The organism is Desulfosarcina cetonica JCM 12296 (assembly GCF_001311845.1).
GTDB classification, from domain to species: domain Bacteria; phylum Desulfobacterota; class Desulfobacteria; order Desulfobacterales; family Desulfosarcinaceae; genus Desulfosarcina; species Desulfosarcina cetonica.
This window is the reverse complement of sequence record NZ_BBCC01000154.1, coordinates 1-16,085: the sequence shown is the minus strand read 5'-3', so window position 1 is coordinate 16,085 and position 16,085 is coordinate 1. Positions and strand designations below refer to the sequence as shown.

At 56.0% G+C, this 16,085-nt stretch carries 17 protein-coding genes; 8 read left to right on the top strand and 9 right to left on the bottom strand.

The window, feature by feature from the left end:
• Positions 1-70: 70 nt before the first annotated feature.
• The 8 genes from JCM12296_RS48140 to JCM12296_RS25375 all read left to right on the top strand — a co-directional run bounded on the left by JCM12296_RS48140 (position 71) and on the right by JCM12296_RS25375 (position 7,307).
• Positions 71-202 carry a hypothetical protein gene (locus JCM12296_RS48140; protein WP_281492157.1) on the top strand — a complete coding sequence of 44 codons (132 nt, stop codon included), beginning with the start codon at positions 71-73 and terminating at the stop codon, positions 200-202.
• Positions 199-963, top strand: coding sequence for an ABC transporter ATP-binding protein (locus JCM12296_RS25400; RefSeq protein WP_054699157.1), 765 nt, complete (start codon positions 199-201; stop codon positions 961-963). The genes JCM12296_RS48140 and JCM12296_RS25400 overlap by 4 nt, the downstream gene beginning before the upstream one ends.
• Positions 950-1,528 (top strand): ATP-binding cassette domain-containing protein, encoded by a 579-nt coding sequence (locus JCM12296_RS25395; RefSeq protein WP_218188269.1) that lies wholly within the window; start codon positions 950-952, stop codon positions 1,526-1,528. The genes JCM12296_RS25400 and JCM12296_RS25395 overlap by 14 nt, the downstream gene beginning before the upstream one ends.
• A complete protein-coding gene (locus tag JCM12296_RS42495; RefSeq protein WP_218188268.1) occupies positions 1,525-1,737 on the top strand; it encodes a hypothetical protein in 213 nt (70 codons plus the stop codon). Before JCM12296_RS25395 ends, JCM12296_RS42495 begins: the two co-directional genes overlap by 4 nt.
• A gap of 1 nt (position 1,738) precedes the next feature.
• Positions 1,739-3,376 carry a class I adenylate-forming enzyme family protein gene (locus tag JCM12296_RS25390; protein ID WP_054699155.1) on the top strand — a complete coding sequence of 546 codons (1,638 nt, stop codon included), beginning with the start codon at positions 1,739-1,741 and terminating at the stop codon, positions 3,374-3,376.
• Positions 3,377-3,911: 535 nt separating this feature from the next.
• The gene (locus JCM12296_RS25385) at positions 3,912-5,417 is read left to right on the top strand and encodes a long-chain-fatty-acid--CoA ligase (protein ID WP_054699153.1); all 1,506 of its coding nucleotides are present in this window, start codon (positions 3,912-3,914) and stop codon (positions 5,415-5,417) included.
• A gap of 39 nt (positions 5,418-5,456) precedes the next feature.
• On the top strand, positions 5,457-6,062 hold the full coding sequence (locus tag JCM12296_RS25380; RefSeq protein ID WP_054699151.1) for an acetate uptake transporter family protein: 606 nt from the start codon (positions 5,457-5,459) through the stop codon (positions 6,060-6,062).
• 135 nt (positions 6,063-6,197) lie between these two features.
• Positions 6,198-7,307 carry a thiolase family protein gene (locus JCM12296_RS25375; RefSeq protein WP_246804856.1) on the top strand — a complete coding sequence of 370 codons (1,110 nt, stop codon included), beginning with the start codon at positions 6,198-6,200 and terminating at the stop codon, positions 7,305-7,307.
• A gap of 370 nt (positions 7,308-7,677) precedes the next feature.
• On the opposite strand, the gene JCM12296_RS25370 is transcribed toward JCM12296_RS25375, so the two are convergent.
• The 9 genes from JCM12296_RS25370 to JCM12296_RS25340 form a co-directional block, all read right to left on the bottom strand.
• Complete coding sequence (locus JCM12296_RS25370; RefSeq protein ID WP_054699148.1) at positions 7,678-7,869, bottom strand: hypothetical protein; 192 nt, start codon at positions 7,867-7,869, stop codon at positions 7,678-7,680.
• 426 nt (positions 7,870-8,295) lie between these two features.
• Positions 8,296-8,868, bottom strand: coding sequence for a cysteine hydrolase family protein (locus JCM12296_RS25365; protein ID WP_246804855.1), 573 nt, complete (start codon positions 8,866-8,868; stop codon positions 8,296-8,298).
• A gap of 147 nt (positions 8,869-9,015) precedes the next feature.
• On the bottom strand, positions 9,016-10,287 hold the full coding sequence (locus tag JCM12296_RS25360; RefSeq protein WP_340147880.1) for a benzoate-CoA ligase family protein: 1,272 nt from the start codon (positions 10,285-10,287) through the stop codon (positions 9,016-9,018).
• A complete protein-coding gene (locus JCM12296_RS49900) occupies positions 10,287-10,574 on the bottom strand; it encodes an AMP-binding protein (protein WP_340147879.1) in 288 nt (95 codons plus the stop codon). The genes JCM12296_RS25360 and JCM12296_RS49900 overlap by 1 nt, the downstream gene beginning before the upstream one ends.
• A gap of 27 nt (positions 10,575-10,601) precedes the next feature.
• Complete coding sequence (locus JCM12296_RS25355) at positions 10,602-11,999, bottom strand: sodium:solute symporter family protein (protein WP_246804858.1); 1,398 nt, start codon at positions 11,997-11,999, stop codon at positions 10,602-10,604.
• 11 nt (positions 12,000-12,010) lie between these two features.
• Entirely contained in the window at positions 12,011-12,145 is a 135-nt protein-coding gene (locus JCM12296_RS48135) for a hypothetical protein (protein ID WP_281492156.1), read from the bottom strand.
• 23 nt (positions 12,146-12,168) lie between these two features.
• The gene (locus JCM12296_RS25350) at positions 12,169-12,432 is read right to left on the bottom strand and encodes a DUF997 family protein (protein ID WP_054699144.1); all 264 of its coding nucleotides are present in this window, start codon (positions 12,430-12,432) and stop codon (positions 12,169-12,171) included.
• 285 nt (positions 12,433-12,717) lie between these two features.
• Entirely contained in the window at positions 12,718-14,067 is a 1,350-nt protein-coding gene (locus JCM12296_RS25345) for a sigma-54-dependent transcriptional regulator (protein ID WP_054699143.1), read from the bottom strand.
• A 1-nt stretch (position 14,068) separates the two neighbouring features.
• Complete coding sequence (locus tag JCM12296_RS25340; protein WP_054699141.1) at positions 14,069-15,613, bottom strand: ATP-binding protein; 1,545 nt, start codon at positions 15,611-15,613, stop codon at positions 14,069-14,071.
• Between the last annotated feature and the right edge of the window lie 472 nt (positions 15,614-16,085).

Here is a 16,085-nt window from a genome sequence, read left to right as displayed (position 1 = left end):
GGCACGGGCAGTCTGGCCGGGGCCACACTGGGCGCCCTGATATTGGTCCCCCTGGCCGAGGCTGCGGGGCATGGGCGGTTTGCAGATGGTGTTCACGAGCTTGCTGATGGTTTTTTTCATCGTTGCGCTGCCCCAGGGGATCTTCCCCTTTATCCAGCGCAAGTACCACCAGTTTGAACGCTGGGTGGCGGTCGATTCGTGAACCGCCGGCCCATCTTGGAAGTATCCGGGCTGAGCAAATCCTTCGGTGGGGTGAAGGCCCTCACCGACGCCAGCTTTGAATTACGGAAAAATGAAATCCTGGGGGTCATTGGCCCCAACGGCTCCGGAAAGACCACCCTGGCCAACCTGATCACCCGATTCGTCAGGCCCTCTGCCGGCAGCGTGCATTTCATGGGTCGCCCCATCCATCATCTTCCGGCGCATGCCGTGGCCCGATTGGGCATCGCCAGGACGTTTCAGATGGTGCGCCCGTTTTACCAACTGCCGGCCTACAAGAACCTGATCGTAAGCTTGTACTCGTCTCGCGTCAAAGGACTGCTGGGCGGCCGCTATGGCGACCGTAATGCCGTGGCCCTCGATCTTCTGGAGGAAGTCGGGTTCGAACGCGACGCCAGTGCCGCCTACAAGGTCACCGGGGGACTGCCCCAGGGCTACCTCAAACGGTTGGAATTGGCCAAAGCCATCGCCCTGCGGCCACAGGTGATGGTCATTGACGAGCTTTTTGCGGGACTGAGCCTGGCCGAAGTGACCAGTATTCTTCCCATCATCGAGAAACTGCGTCTGCAGGGCAAGGCGATCATCATGATCGAACACCGTTTGCGTGAACTTTTCAAAATCGCCGACCGGGTGATCGTGATTCACCATGGACGCATCATCGCCGACGGAACCTGTCAGGCCGTCATGGCCGATGAAACCGTGCAAAATGCCTACTTGGGGGCCACGCTCCATGCTGGAAGTTGAGAACCTCATGGTCTTTTTCGAAAATGCCCTGGCGCTGGGCGGACTCAACCTGACGGTCAAACAAGGGGAGATCGTCGGTGTGGTCGGCTCCAACAGTGCCGGCAAGACCACATTGCTCAACACCCTTTCCGGTCTTATCAACGACATGCGGACCCAGGCGGGGCGTCGTGGGAAAGAGCGCATATCGGTGTATGGACAGATTCGTTATAAGGGCGAGGATATCATCGATTGGCCGACCCATCAGCGGGTGAAGCAAGGGATTGTGCTGTCACGTGAACGGCATCCGATTTTTCCCGAAAGCAGCGTTCTGGAAAACCTCAAGATTGCCGGCTACCGGCGAAGCAAAAGAGAAATTCGCGATCAACTGACGGAAACGTTCCGTATTTTCCCAACACTGCACCCCTTGGGAAAACGCAAGGCCGGTTTCTTGAGTGGCGGCGAACAGCAGATGTTGGCGCTGGCCATGGCCCTGATGGCCAGGCCATCCCTGCTGCTGCTGGACGAACCCCTTTTGGGACTGAGCCCATTGATGCAAACGGCGGTCATGGCGGCGGTGTTCATTTGAAGCAATTTGCCGGTGTGACCGTGATCATCTGTGAGCAGTATGCCCGGCCGGTCCTTCCGGTCATCGATCGGGGGTATGTGCTGGAAAACGGCATGCTGACCTTCAGCGGCACGGGGAGCGAGTTGATCAGCAGCCCGGAAATCAATGCGGCCTATTTCGGCAGCATCCAAGCGCCTGCGGACAGGCCCGGCACCCAAGGCACGGTTTAGCATGCAGGATGGCAACCCAACCATTTACGCCGTTTTTGAACAGGTCGCCCGCAGGCAGCCCGGCCGTACCGCCGTGATCTACCTGGGCAGCCGATACACCTATGGTCAATTGCGGACCGCAGCGGAACGATTCGCCCGTGCCCTGCACGCATTGGGCCTCAGACCCGGTGCCCGGGTGGTGATCTACCTGCCCAATACCGTCCACTGGATCGTTAGCTGGTTGGGAATTCTGCGCGCCGGTGGGATCTGCGTCCCCATCATCCCCATCCATATGCCGCAAGAACTGGGCCATGTGGTCAATGATAGCGGAGCCGATACGATTGTCTGCGCGGATACGAATTTTGGCTATGTCCATCGGGTCATGGCGGAACGTGGATTGAAGCGGGTCATTGTGGCGCGCATGACGGAAATACTCCCCGCATACAAACGGCTGTTCGGCTGGTTGTTCAACATGGTTCCCCGGGGAAGTGTCGCCTGGGGGCCCCGAATTCACGCCTTCCGCGCTCTTTTGAAAGCCCATGGGAACGACCCCTTGCCCGAAATCGAAACCTCTTCCCAATCGGTGGCCGAAATCCTTTATACCAGCGGCACGACCCATTCCTCCCGGGGGGTCCCCATCACGCATGCGGATTTCCTCGCCTCGGCCCTTGAACAGATTCGCATCAGCGATGCCTTGGTTCCGAGTCATGAGAATATCGTCATGGGGCATTCCCCCTTGTACCACATCCTCGGCCAAACCTGCGGACTGGCCACTTTGCTTGTGGGCGGAACGCTCTTGATTCAGCCGCACATCAACATCGACGCGACCTTTGACGCCATTGCCCGATTCCACGTGCGCACGCTGGTCGCCGTTCCGTCATTCTACCGCATGATGCTGGAACACGAACGCATGGATCAATACCGCCTTGACTCGGTCGACTACTGGTTCAGTGCCGGCGATGTTCTTCCCCAGGAGTTGAATAAACGCTGGAAAGCGCGTTTTGGCAAAATCATCCATCAGGGCTACGGCTGCACGGAAACCTGTGGCGGCGTGGCCATGTGTCCGGTGGGCCGGCCCTATCCGGCCACCTGTGTCGGGCGTGTGTTAGACTCCAAAGAAGTGATGATCGTGGATCCGGTTTTCCTGGACCCACAGCCATATGACACGCCGGGAGAACTTCTGGTCCGCTCAAAGAACATGGTTACGGCCTATGTGAATACGCCCGAGCAAACCCGCCAGGCATTTATCCAACGTGACGGAAAAACCTGGTACCGCACCGGCGATGTGATGTCTCTGGATGCTTCGGGCTATCTTTACTTCATCGATCGCACCACCGACACCATCGACCATGATGGGCACCCGGTATCGGCATCCGAGGTCGAAGCCGTCTTGCAGGAACATCCGGCGGTGGTGGGCACCTGTGTCATCGGGGTACCGGATTCCCGATTCGGCGAGCGCATCAAGGCCTGTGTGGTGCTGAAGCCCGATACCAAAGGCATCACCGGCTATGAGTTGATCAAGTGGTGTCGAAAGCGCATGTTGCCTTACATGGTTCCGCAGTATGTCGAATTCCGTGACATGCTGCCGAAATCGAAACTGGGAAAACTGCTACGCCGAGAGGTTCGCGAGGAAGAACGACAACGCGCTGCAGCCGCCTGAAGGGGAGTAGTTTACTTGGCGACCCCGCACGCCATTGCATCACGGGCGATAGCACCGTTGCGCATCCCTTTCTGGGGATGGACGGTGTCCCTTTGCAGGCCCTTCCAGCGGAAAACGGTGGGTTGGGAAAGGTGATATTTGGGTCATGGATGTATTCTTTTGTGTCTACTCGTTTGGGCAACAGAAAGGGGTTGACAGAGGAGTAGTACAGGGCTACATTGCGGCTACTTCGTGAATGCCTTGTAGCTGTCATGCAACCCGGCGCGTTTGTGCTTCCAGACGTTCCATGGATGAGCGGCCTTATCGAGCACCAGCTGGATGGCAATCGCATCAATCGTTTATAGGATATTCATCATCATTTACCCATGTCCCGGTTCAAGAGCCAACGTCATTCGCGGCATGCGGCGCATCTATCCGCGCGGGTGCTCAACGGACAGAACCGCCACGGCGAGTGTGGGTACCGAAAAGGCCGGCATCAATCCTGAAAACGGCTCTTTTTCCGTACCCAACGGCAACCCATCAACGGAGGTATCCCATGAATGTGACTCAGAATGTTGAACAGGCGGCAAGAATTTTTCCGGACAAGACAGCCATCATTTTTGAAGGAAGGAACATTTCCTACGGCGAGTTAAACAGCCAAGCCACGCGTTTGGCCCATACGATGAAGCAAAAGGGCGTGGCCAAAGGCGATCGCGTCTCGCTCTACCTGCCGAACATCCCTGAATTCGTCATCTGTTACATTGCCGCGTTAAAGCTGGGTGCCATCGCCGTATCCGTCAATCCGATGCTCAAATCAGGAGAACTTAAATATATTCTCAACGATTCAGGGTCCGTCCTGCTCTGCACGGTCAACGAGCTTTTGCCAAATGTCAAGATGGACGATTACACCGACCTGAAACAGGTCCTGGTCTGTGAGGGCGACGCCCAGGGCAACCCGACCATCGCCGAATGGATTCAGGAGGGTTCCGAATCCCTGCCGACCTACAATCCGGATCGCGACGAGGTTGCCGTCATCCTCTACACCTCCGGAACCACCGGTTTTCCCAAGGGGGCCATGCTGACCCATGGCAACGTGGTTTCCAATTCCTTCAGCGCCGCCCATCACGCCGGCTACACGCCCGAGGACCGTACGGCCCTGTTCCTGCCGATCTTCCATGTTTTCGGCCAAAACTTCATCATGAACGGCACCTTCAACACCTGTTCGACGCTGGTGATGTTCCGACGGTTCGTACCCGACGCGGTGCTGCAATCCATCACCGAAAACAAGGTCACCATGTTCTTCGCCGTGCCGACCATTTTTATCAATTTACTGAACATGGATCTGTCCGGATACGATCTCTCATCGATCCGCTATGACTTCTCAGCGGCGGCCACGCTGCCTCAGGAGATCTTCCTGCGCTGGAAGGAACGCTTTGAACGTCCCATCCACGAAGGCTACGGTCTTACCGAATCCTCTCCCTTCGCCTGTTACAATCATAACTATCATCACAAATTCGGCAGTATTGGAACGCCGGTGGAAAACGTCGAGATCAAGATCAAGGATGAATTCGATGACGAGGTGTCTACCGGTGAATGGGGAGAGATCTGCATCAAGGGTCCCGGCGTGATGAAAGGTTACTGGAACCGACCCGATGAAACGGCGCACACCCTGCGCAACGGCTGGCTGCATTCCGGAGACATCGGCAAGATGGATGAGGACGGCTATGTTTTCATCGTCGACCGCGTCAAAGACATGATCAACGCCGCCGGATTCAAGATCTGGCCGGCTGAGGTCGAGCAGTACCTCTATCGCCACCCGGCGGTCAAGGAACTGGCCGTATACGGGATCCCCCACGCGGAAAAAGGTGAAGCCGTATGTGCCTCCATCGTCCTGAAAGACGGCAAGGAAGCAACCCCGGAAGAAATTATCGCCTACTGCCGGGAGAATATGGCTGCCTACAAGGTCCCCAGCCGCGTCCTCATTGTTGAGGAATTACCCAAGAGTGCAACCGGTAAAATTCTCAAACGTGAACTCAGAGCCGAATCGAAACCCGTCGCTTAATGAGCAGTCCATCCTCTTTAACAACAAGGAGAACATGAAATGTCCAATGAATCTCACAGTTTTGCCAGCCCTGCGCCCCAGGCTCTGGGCGCCCTGGCGATTGCTTGTTTTATCTTCTTTGGTCTGCTGACGGGTCGTATCGGTGAGGACAGCCGTTTGGCGGTGGCCTGCTGGCTTTTTGGCGGGTTCGTGTGCCAATTTGTGGCCGCGATCATCGAATTGAAGGACAAGAGTCTGGCGGGTGGGAACGTTATGCTTCTTTTCAGCAGTTTTTTCATGTTAGTGACCGCCCTGGTCAACCTTGCCGAATTCATCTGTCACGCCAAGGGCATCCACTTTGCCATGGCCTGTGATCCATACGCCTGGTTGGTGCTCGCCATCGTTCTTTCCCTGTTCACCCCGGCCTATCTAACGGGATCGCCGTTCTTTTTCGTAGCCCTGCTTTTTGCCGATGCGGCGCTCTGGTTTTTGGTCATGCTGAAGTTCAGGAGCATTCTGCCCCCCCCCATCGCCGCGCAGTTGGCTGCGTATTGCATTCTGATGGTCGGTATTTTCGGCATCTATCTGGCAACAGCCAATATCATCAACACCACCTTCAAGAAGACGGTTTTCCCAGTTGGTAAACCGCTTGTCGTGGTCAACTGAGTTTTAAGTGTTGCCGGTCTGCCGCCCAAGGTCGGTCAGACCGGCAACATCGCCTTTTTATGGATTTGTCTGCCCGACCTTGGCGTGAGTGCCTTGTTGGGCTTTTATTCATCCTAATAGAGGAGGATTTGTACGATGTTTACAAAAGCTTACATTCCATACGGCGGTTACTACAGCACGCCTTTTGCCAGGTGGCAAGGAAGCCTTCAGAGCGAAAACGCCATTACTCTCGGTGCGCAAACCTCCAAGCGCTGGATCGAAAGTAAAGGTTGGGATCCAAAAATGTTTGACTACGTCATTCTCGGGGTGACCGTCGGCCAACCCAAGCTTTTCTATGGGGGACCTTGGTCCGCCGCCCTTATCGGTGCCGAGGACAGCCCGGGGGTGCTCATCAGTCAAGCCTGCTCGACCTCCACCACTGGCGTTTATCAGGCCTCCATGGCCATTGAAATGGGTTTTTGCGAGAATGTCTACAACCTGTTTACCGACCGCTGCTCAAACGGCCCTCACACCATTTGGCCCAACCCGGGTGGTCCTGGCGGGCAGGTGGTTTCGGAAGACTGGGTGATGGAGCATTTCAATCTGGATCCCTGGGGCGGGACGGCAATGATCCAGACGGCTGAAAACGTATCCGCCATGGCCGGCGTTACCCGTGAAGAGTGTGATGCGGTGGCCCTGAAGCGCTATGAGCAGTACACCGACGCATTAAAGGATGATCGGGCTTTCCAGAAACGTTACATGTTTCCGGTGGAAGTAAAAATCTCCAAGAAGAAAACCATCACCCTGGATGCTGACGAGGGGATCACGAAAAGCACCAAGGAAGGGCTGGCAGGGCTGAGACCCGTACTGCCGGGCGGCGTGCACACCTTTGGCGCCCAGACCCATCCGGCTGATGGAAACTGCGCCATCGTGGTCACCGGTCGCGAAAAGGCCAAATCCCTGAGCACGCAACCGGATATCGAGATCCAGGTGATCTCCTACGGTTACTCTCGGGTCAAGAAAGCCCATATGGCCATGGCACCCGTGCCCGCAGCCCAGATGGCCCTGGATAAAGCCGGTCTGGCCATTGGCGAAATGAAGGTGATCAAGACCCACAACCCCTTCTCGGCCAACGATATTTACATGGCCAATGAATTGAAGATCGATGTCAACGGTTTCAACAACTACGGGAGCTCGATGGTGTTCGGCCATCCCCAGGCGCCCACGGCCGGTCGTTGTATCATCGAAGGCATCGAGGAAGCGTGATGCTCGGCGGCGGCTACGTGATGTTTACCGGTTGCGCAGCCGGCGATACCGGCGCGGCCCTGATTCTGAAAGTGGGCTGACGCCCCCTGCACCCTCAGCCTGTTCGTTCGCGTTCAGATAGGATCCGTCCCAATGAGCGGCCTTGCACGGTAGGGCAAGCAAACCTTGTTTGAGGTTCATACCGTCGGGGTGATATTTTTCAGGCTTAGGCAGAAAAAAAGTAAAGAAGATTGGATGGTCGTGCGTCTGGACGGCTGTACGGATGTCGCAGTGCCTTCGGGCGGAAAAACCCTCCGAGCTAACATCGACGCCTCATCGGCCCCCCACGGGGCCTGGTGAGGCGTTTTTGATTGAGGATGGAGAGACGCGCCTATACGGCTTCGGCGTTCTCATGCAGCAGATCGCTGATGTTCATTTCCATCACCTTCGCAACGGCAAGCATATTGTGCGAATTATCAACCAGCGAAGGGAATTTCGCACCCAACCGATTTAAGCGTTCAGCCGCCGAGCGGATCCGGCGTGCCATGGCATCCATTTCGTGCAGATCAATATTGTACTCCATGTCGAACTCCTTTAGACTATCCTGATAGACCATGCCAATAGACTATGCCAATTTCTGCGATTCCGGATGGATCAAAAATTGTGACGCGAGGGCCAGGGATGGTGACAGATTGCCGTGACGCGGGCATCTCCGCCTGTCTCTTCGCGTTTGTTCCGCGTAAGAAATCTGTTTATCGCAGCTCGCTTCCGGCGTCTATGATCGCGATCATATTCTTAAAAAAAAGATGCGGCGACGCCACTGCATCCAGACTTTTCCCCAGATAAAAAAACATATCATTTCAGTAGGATTGGCGTGCAACCGGTGCCGCCAGGCCAAAAGGATCCGGCAGGCACGGTTTGTTGATCAATTTGTTGATCGGTGGGCGGTTGCCCCCGCTTTGGGAAGCAGACAAGGGGGGCATCCGGTAGGCGCGTTTTCCCCGACGTCTCAATCCATTTCCAGCGTTTCCACCAACTGGCGGGAGGTCAACACCCGCAGCAGCGGATCCAGTGGGTTGCGACGGTAATTGTTCAACACCTGCTGATGCACCTCTTCGGACCACGTGGCTGTACAGTCCTCCAGGAAAACGGCCTTGAAATTATGGCATAGGGCGTCCAGGACGGTGGCCAACACGCAAAAATTGGTGGCCAGGCCGGCCACGGCACATAGGGTGACCTCGCGGGCACTCAGCCATTCGGCAAGATCGGTTCCGAAAAAAGCCGAGAACCGCGGCTTGGGCAGCCAGAGATCCTCGGGTTGCCGATCCAGTTCATCGATCACCTCAGCGCCCCGGGTGCCCGCCAGGGAGTGGGGTTTCATGCGACCTTTGAAAATGAAATCATCTTCATGGAAGGCATCGGTGGAAAAGACGATGGGGTAGCCTTTCTTACGAAAACCGCCGATCAGTCCGTTAATGGGGGCGATGATCTCCCGTGCAAAGGGGGTGATGGGAAAATGGTGGGCATCATCGAAGGTATCCTTAACCATGTCGATGATCAGCAGTGCCGGTTTTTCAAGCATCGTTTTTTCCATTTCTTTTTTCGGATGGCGGCGCGAGAAAAGGCCGCCATACCCAAGGTGAGAATAGGCCGGACGACGCGACCCGTTTGGGCTGACGTCGTCCAGAGATGAAACCCGAGCTCAATGGTCCGTCTATAAGGCGGTTGGTTACGCCGCTGACTGTACGTTCTGGTCCTTTAGCATGAAGCGCTTGATTTTACCAGTTGCCGTTTTGGGCAGGTCTTCCACGAACTCGACCCAGCGCGGGTATTTGTAATGGGCCAGGGTTTTCTTGACATATTCCTTGATATCTTTGGACAGTGCCTCGCTGGGCGCAACCCCGTCCTTGAGCACCACATAGGCCTTGGGTTTGACGAGATTTTCCTTGTCCATTGCGCCGACCACGGCACATTCCAGCACGTCGGAATGCTCCATGATGCAGGCCTCCACCTCGATGGGCGAAACCCAGATGCCACCGACCTTGAGCATGTCGTTTGAGCGTCCGACATAAAAGAAATAACCGTCTTCATCACGGAAGAACTTATCATCGGTGTTGATCCAGTCACCCAGCATGGTTTTTTTGGTTTTTTCGTGTTTGTTCCAATAGTAGGCGGCGATACTGTCACCCTTGATGAGCAGGGTACCGACATCGCCCTGGGCAACGTCGTTGAATTCATCATCGACGATACGGGCCTCGTATCCGGGGACCAACTTGCCGGTGGAACCGGCGCGCAGGTCGTCCTCCCGGTTAGAGATGAAGATGTGCGAGATTTCCGTCGAACCGATACCATCCATGATGCCGACACCGAATCGCTCTCTCCATCGCTTGAGAATTTCTGCCGGGAGGGCTTCTCCGGCGGACACGCATACGCGCACGCCATCCAGCGCGCCGTCCTGAACCAGCATGCTGCCGAACAAGGTGGGCACGGCAAAATAGATGCTCGGGCGATGCCTGGCGATAGTGGCATACATGGCATCCGGCGTGGGACGGCCGGGATGGTAAACCGTTGTCGCACCGACACTGAACGGAAAATAGAGCCCGTTGCCCAAGCCGTAGGCGAAGAACAGCTTGGCCGCCGAAAAACAGACATCGCTTTCGGTTACCTTCAACACCTGTTTGCCGTAGGTTTCCGTCGCGTATACCATGTCGTGCTGCAGGTGCACGGTCCCCTTGGGCAGGCCGGTGGAGCCGGAGCTGTAAAGCCAGAAACAGGCGTCGTCGGGCGTCGTGGGCGCGGCTTCCAATGCATCGTCGTGCTCGGCGACCCAGGTTGCGAAATGCAGATCATCTCCGCCGGCGGCATCACCGACGATGATCACATATTCGAGGAACTCGAGTTTGGAACGGATGCCGTTGATGATTCCGAGCAGACTCTGATCGACCATCAGCACCCGTGCGCGGCTGTCATTGAGGAAATAGGCATAGTCCTTGGGCCGCATCAGGGTATTGATGCAGATCGGGACGCGCCGATCTTGATGGCGCCGAAAAAGGCCTGGGGATAGACTTCGGTATCCAGAAGCAAAAGGGCCACCCGTTCCTCCATGCGTACGCCCAGGGACCGCAGCCCGTTGCCCACCCGATTCACGCCCGCCTGGACCTGGCCATAAGTCAGTTGGCGGTCCTCGCAAAGAACGGCCACCTTGTCCGCACGTCCCTCGCGGATATTGCGATCCACAAAATAATCGGCAGCATTGAATTTCTCAGGCAGGTTCAATTTAAAATCCATCCTCGTCACTCCTTTCTGGTTTATAGATCAGACCTTTACATATTCATTTTCACTGCGATCCACCAAATTATGGTCAAGCTTACCATCCAGGGCTGGGTGGAAAAACAAGGCCAGACTTTTTTGTTCGATTTTACCCGGTTTGGTGACCAGGCAAACGATGAAGAAGACAAGACCGGCAGCGATAAAGGCGGCCAAAAAGCCGTTCAACTGAAATAGTTTTGCACTCGGGAAAAGGACCATGTTCTTGCCGCCCCAAATAAACATTACAATATTTATGCCAAAACCGACAATCGTGCTGGCCATGGCACCGGCGGCGGTGGATCGCTTCCAGAAATAGGCACCCCACAGGGGAAAAATCGTCACCGCCACCGTTCCGAAGGCCAGCACCGAGAGTTCCGCCACGGGTGTATTCGGGTTCCAGGCAATGACCACACAAATCGCCATGATAACGGCCACCGACCAGCGGGCAGCGCTGACCAGGCCTTTTTGGCCCACATGGGGAACCATCAATTTAAGCAGGTCGTTGGCCAGGTTGGTGGCGTTACCGAACACCAAACCGTTAACCGTGGACATGGCGGCGGTAAACCCGCCAGCCACCGCCAGAGCGGCCAGCCAATCCGGCAGGGCCATAGAGGCCACGATGCCATACACCTTGTCCGCCTGTACCCCCTTGAGGCCGGGAACGATGACCGTGGCGGCAATTCCGACCAGGGTCGGCATGGTGATGATCACCAGGCAGATCCCGCCGAAACTCAGCAGCATGGTTTTGAAGCCCTTGACCGTCCGGCTGGAATAGGCGTGCATGTATGGCTGGGGAAAACAGATACATCCCAGGCACATGGCCGCGGCAAAGCCGAAGACCATGGGATAGCTCCACAATTTACCGCCCTTGGCACCCAGCTGGAACAATTCCGGGTGCGTATCGAATACCATCTGCATGGTGGGCGCAAAGCCGCCGTTCTTGGCCATCACGGCAAAGAAAAGGATGAACACCATGATCGAGAAAAAGATCCCCTGGACCGTATTGACCCAGGCGGCTCCTTTCATGCCCCCCATGATCAGGTAAAGCGAAATAAACACCGGCACGAAAAACATGCCCATATGATAGGGAATGGCTTTCTCGCTGAGTGCCTCCACCATGAGGCCGATGCCCTGGACCTGGGCGACCAGATAGGGGATGGAGGCCAAAAGCACCACCACCGGGATCACCGCGCGCATGCCATTGCCGTAACGCTCACCAAACGGCATGCCCATGGACATCCAGCTGCGGGCGCGACCCAGGACGAAGGTTTTGCGGTGCATGTAGTACCACAGCGCTCCCAGGGGAACGAGGTTGACCGACAGGACGAACAAGGCGCCGAAACCGGTCCGGTAACCGAGACTGGACATGCCGAACATGGAAAAGGCGCTTAAGAAGGAAGCCAAAAGGCTGAAAATCAAAACAAAATAACCCAGGCTGGAACCGGCGACAAAATAATCGTCCGCCGATCGGGTAAATCCGCGACGAAAGGCAGATAACCGACAAACACCGAAACAAGACAGATGGCAGTGATGATACTGATGGCAAACATGGGCAGCTCCTTTGGGTTGGGGATTACTGGATATCTTCACGGATGGATTTGATCACCGACGGCAGTTGTTCATCGTCAAGGGTCAAATCGGTTGCGAAAAGATAGATCGCTTCCAGAACGAACATGACGACCCCGATCGAGAGTGCGGTCACCGCCCAATTGGGCATCCCCCAGATCCGACTTACCGCCCCGTAGGCACCATATCCAATGGGGCACCAGCACAAAATGGTGAGTACGCTGAAGACTACCCCAAAAAACACCCTTTTCCATGTTGATCCGTTGTCCATTGGTCCTCCTCTTGGTAAGTGGATGAAACGATTTGCCCGGATCGTACCGGGATGTAAGCAACGGCCCGATGAACGGGTCGGGAAAGCAATGCAAAGACGTATTGCAAATGAAATGCCCTCGTCAAATGAATTTTATTTATTATCTATTTTTTTCTTAATTCGCTTAAATCAATTGATTTTGATAAGCACCAAACGGCTTTCGGACATGGTTTCGAGCGGCGGATGGGTGAAAGAAACTTGCCTTGCTAGAAAGAAATTTTCAGGTGCGAGGGGGGGGGAATCCGATCAGGATTCGGATGGGTCGATACCGAACTTGCGGATCTTGCTGCGCAGGGTGGGCAGTGAAATGCCTAAAATGCGCGCCGCATGGGTGCGGTTCCAGCCGACACTGCGCAGCACCCGCAGGATATGCTGGTGTTCGAGATGCGACAGGTCGGGGGCGTCCGCGTGTGTCGTCGACGGCGTCTGGTGAAGGGCCAGGACGGCCTCGATATCCTCTTTCAGAATCACGTTACTGCGCGAACGAATGGCGGCGGCGGTGATCACATTTTTCAGCTCACGGACATTGCCGACCCAGTGATCACCCATCAACGCCACCGTGGCGCTGTCCTGCAGGCGCAGATCGTCCTTATGCATGGACCGACGGATGATATTGAGAAAATGTTGGCTCAAATCGGGAATGTCCTCCAATCGATCCCGAAGCGGCGGCACACTGAGGGTGATGACATTCAGTCGGAAGTAAAGGTCCCGGCGGAACTGACCCTCCTGAACCATTTGGTTGAGATCCCGGTGGGTGGCGGCCAGGATCCGGCACTGCGAACGTTGAGGATACTGCCCGCCCACCCGCAGGTATTCGCGCCGTTCGAGAAAACCGAGCAGCTTGCCTTGCAGCCCCAAGGGCAATTCGCCGATCTCGTCGAGAAACAGGGTTCCCTTGCCGGCCAGTTCGATTTGCCCGATTTTGGTGTGCGTGGCGCCGGTAAAGGCGCCCTTTTCATGCCCGAAGAGCTCACTTTCCAAAAGGGTCTCGACCACCGCGGAGCAGTCCAGGGTGATGAACGGTTCCGTATGGTTCTTGCTGTTTTTATGGATCACCCGGGCGATCAACTCCTTTCCCGTGCCGGTCTCGCCGTGAATCAGGGCAGTGGCGTCGTTCTGGCAGAGGACACCCATGATCTTGAAAACATTCAAAATCGCCTTACTCTTGCCGATGATGACGTCTTCGAGGGTCGTGTCCTGCGGCTTGGGGGAGGATGGTGCCGCGCGTTCAGCCTCGATGGCGCGCACGGCTTTCTCCACGGCGGCCTCGATCTCGTCGGCATCCAGGGGCTTGTGGATGTAGTCGAATGCCCCGCTTTTCATGGAGGTAATCACTTTTTCCATATCATGGAAAGCGGTGATCATGATCACCTTGGGCGGCAGATCTGTCGCCTTCAGCCAGTCCAGGACCTCGAATCCGGTCCCGTCGGGCAGCCGGATGTCAAGAATCACCACGTCCGGAGCAAAACGGGCAAAAGCTTCCCTGCCGGCGCCGGCCGAGGCCGCCGTCTCGACCGCATAGCCCTTTTCGCTGAGAAACATCTCCAGGGATTCGCTGATTGAGACTTCATCGTCGATCACCAGCACCCGGGGCATTTCAGTGTCCTCCAACGGGCATCATCAGGGTAAATGCCGCGCCAACGGGCAATTTCTCATCGATCTCCAGCCAGCCCCCATGTTCCCGGGCCACCCGCTCGGTGTTGGTCAGGCCCAATCCGGTCCCCTGGGTCTTGGTGGTAAAAAACGGTTTTTGAATCTCTCCCACGAGTTCCGCCGGAATACCCGGTCCCGCGTCACGGATACGGATGGCGGCATAGCGCTGGGCATTGCGCCAGGTGATCCCGATATTGATCTGAATCATGCCCCCTTCCGGCGAGGCGTCGATGGCGTTGAGCAAGAGGTTCATCACCGCCTGCTGGAAGCGCTCGGAATCCAAAGGGACCTTGGGCATGGCCGCCTCCTGTTCGAAGCGAATGCGGATGGACTTCTGCTTGAACTTCTCATCCAGCAGCTCGATATAATGATAGATAAGAACTTGCGCATCGGCCGGCTGGGGTTTGAGATCCAGGGGTTTGGCGAAATCGAGCAGTTCCCGAAGAATCCGTTCCAGCCGTTTGACCTCCTGAACGGAAATATCCAAACGCCGTTCATCGTTGCCCTTGAGCATGGCGTTTTTTTTAAGCACCTGGAGGTTGAGCTTGATGGCGGAGAGGGGGTTGCGGATCTCATGGGAAAGCGAGGCCGTGATTTGCCCGATGGTGGCCATGCGCTCGGCTTCACGCACCTTCTTCTCCATGCGCACCCGTTCGGTGATATCCCGGCAGATCGCGATGGTGGCCAGCTGGTCGTCATAATGGGTGATCCGCGACAGGATCTCTGTCGGATAGGTGTTACCGTCTCGGGTCAGGCGCATGTATTCAAACGCCTTGGGCGTCACCTGTTTACCGATAATCATTCCGCGGTTGTAGAGGGTGAGGATCTTCTCGCGACTTTCCGGAGCGACGAAATCGAGAAAACGTTGGCCGATCACCGCGCTTTCCGACCACTGGTGGATTTTGGCAAAGGCCGGATTGGCAAAGACGATCATCTCGTCGCGCACCACCACATAACCGTCGTTGATCTCCTCCACCAGGGTTTTGTATTTGCGCTCGGATTCGGCGAGTTCCGCTGTGCGTCGCTGAACCTTCCACTTGAGTTCCAGGTTGTGTTGGCGGATCGTCTTTTCATGCATGGCCTGGAACAATTCGCTGTGCATCTTCACCACGTAGGCCATGCACTGGTTGACCCGGACGATCATGGGATGGCACACCACGGGCGGAAAACTTTCGAACAGCATCGGCGTAACGATCTCACGGAACAGCTCGAATGCGGTCTGCACATGGGAAAGCGAAAATCCGGCGCTGAGCCGCAACCGGGTAATGCTTTCGATAAAGCGGTCGATCTGTGACGGATCGTCGTCGATCAGAAAACTGCGGTTCCCATCAAAGGCGTCGGTCACCGTGGCAACGAGCTCTTCGGTGGGCCGCCCGCTATATTTTTCACTGACGCCGGTGTGCAACCGGTCAACCCATGCATCCAGGATCGTCTGCCGATGACGTTCAAGAAAGGCTTCCAATTCCGTGCGCGACATATCCTGGGTCATGGTCGACGAGCCTCGAATCGTAATGGGCCGACGGTTGCTTGTGTCGGCTGCAGTCTGAGCCACTGAAAGGATTTATCCCGCCGGGAAGGGGAAAATAGCATCCGCGCCGTTTTGATTCGCCGGACAATGAAAAATAGAGAGCGCCAACAAACAAAAGCTGGAGGTGTGCCACATGCGCATAGGGTGATAATGAAGGGAGGGATCACCAAAGCTTGGCTTCTTTTGATTGAAGGCGCTCTAAAAATCAGCCCTTACCTCGATTTTTGGGGTATCGGCGTCGCCCGGACCCCAAGGGCCCGGGCATTGCACACTGCAGGAAACGCCGCCACCACTTTCACCAAAGCATCTTCGGCTTTAGCGGTTGGCCTTCCTGTATCCCAGCTGATCCTGTCCAATGATGGACTTGCAGATGTTGGCCGAGCCTTCCACCATGTAGTAGGTGGGGGCATCCCGGTAAATGCGCGCGATCGGA

Bases quoted from the DNA above. Each gene is read 5' to 3' on its own strand.
- JCM12296_RS48135 (WP_281492156.1), bottom strand. From the start codon at position 12,145: ATGTTTGCCATCAGTATCATCACTGCCATCTGTCTTGTTTCGGTGTTT.
- JCM12296_RS25380 (WP_054699151.1), top strand. From the start codon at position 5,457: ATGTCCAATGAATCTCACAGTTTTGCCAGCCCTGCGCCCCAGGCTCTG.
- JCM12296_RS49900 (WP_340147879.1), bottom strand. From the start codon at position 10,574: ATGGATTTTAAATTGAACCTGCCTGAGAAATTCAATGCTGCCGATTAT.
- JCM12296_RS25385 (WP_054699153.1), top strand. From the start codon at position 3,912: ATGAATGTGACTCAGAATGTTGAACAGGCGGCAAGAATTTTTCCGGAC.
- JCM12296_RS25390 (WP_054699155.1), top strand. From the start codon at position 1,739: ATGCAGGATGGCAACCCAACCATTTACGCCGTTTTTGAACAGGTCGCC.
- JCM12296_RS25375 (WP_246804856.1), top strand. From the start codon at position 6,198: ATGTTTACAAAAGCTTACATTCCATACGGCGGTTACTACAGCACGCCT.
- JCM12296_RS25365 (WP_246804855.1), bottom strand. From the start codon at position 8,868: ATGCTTGAAAAACCGGCACTGCTGATCATCGACATGGTTAAGGATACC.
- JCM12296_RS25350 (WP_054699144.1), bottom strand. From the start codon at position 12,432: ATGGACAACGGATCAACATGGAAAAGGGTGTTTTTTGGGGTAGTCTTC.
- JCM12296_RS48140 (WP_281492157.1), top strand. From the start codon at position 71: ATGGGCGGTTTGCAGATGGTGTTCACGAGCTTGCTGATGGTTTTTTTC.
- JCM12296_RS25360 (WP_340147880.1), bottom strand. From the start codon at position 10,287: ATGCGGCCCAAGGACTATGCCTATTTCCTCAATGACAGCCGCGCACGG.
- JCM12296_RS25340 (WP_054699141.1), bottom strand. From the start codon at position 15,613: ATGACCCAGGATATGTCGCGCACGGAATTGGAAGCCTTTCTTGAACGT.
- JCM12296_RS25370 (WP_054699148.1), bottom strand. From the start codon at position 7,869: ATGGAGTACAATATTGATCTGCACGAAATGGATGCCATGGCACGCCGG.
- JCM12296_RS25395 (WP_218188269.1), top strand. From the start codon at position 950: ATGCTGGAAGTTGAGAACCTCATGGTCTTTTTCGAAAATGCCCTGGCG.
- JCM12296_RS25345 (WP_054699143.1), bottom strand. From the start codon at position 14,067: ATGCCCCGGGTGCTGGTGATCGACGATGAAGTCTCAATCAGCGAATCC.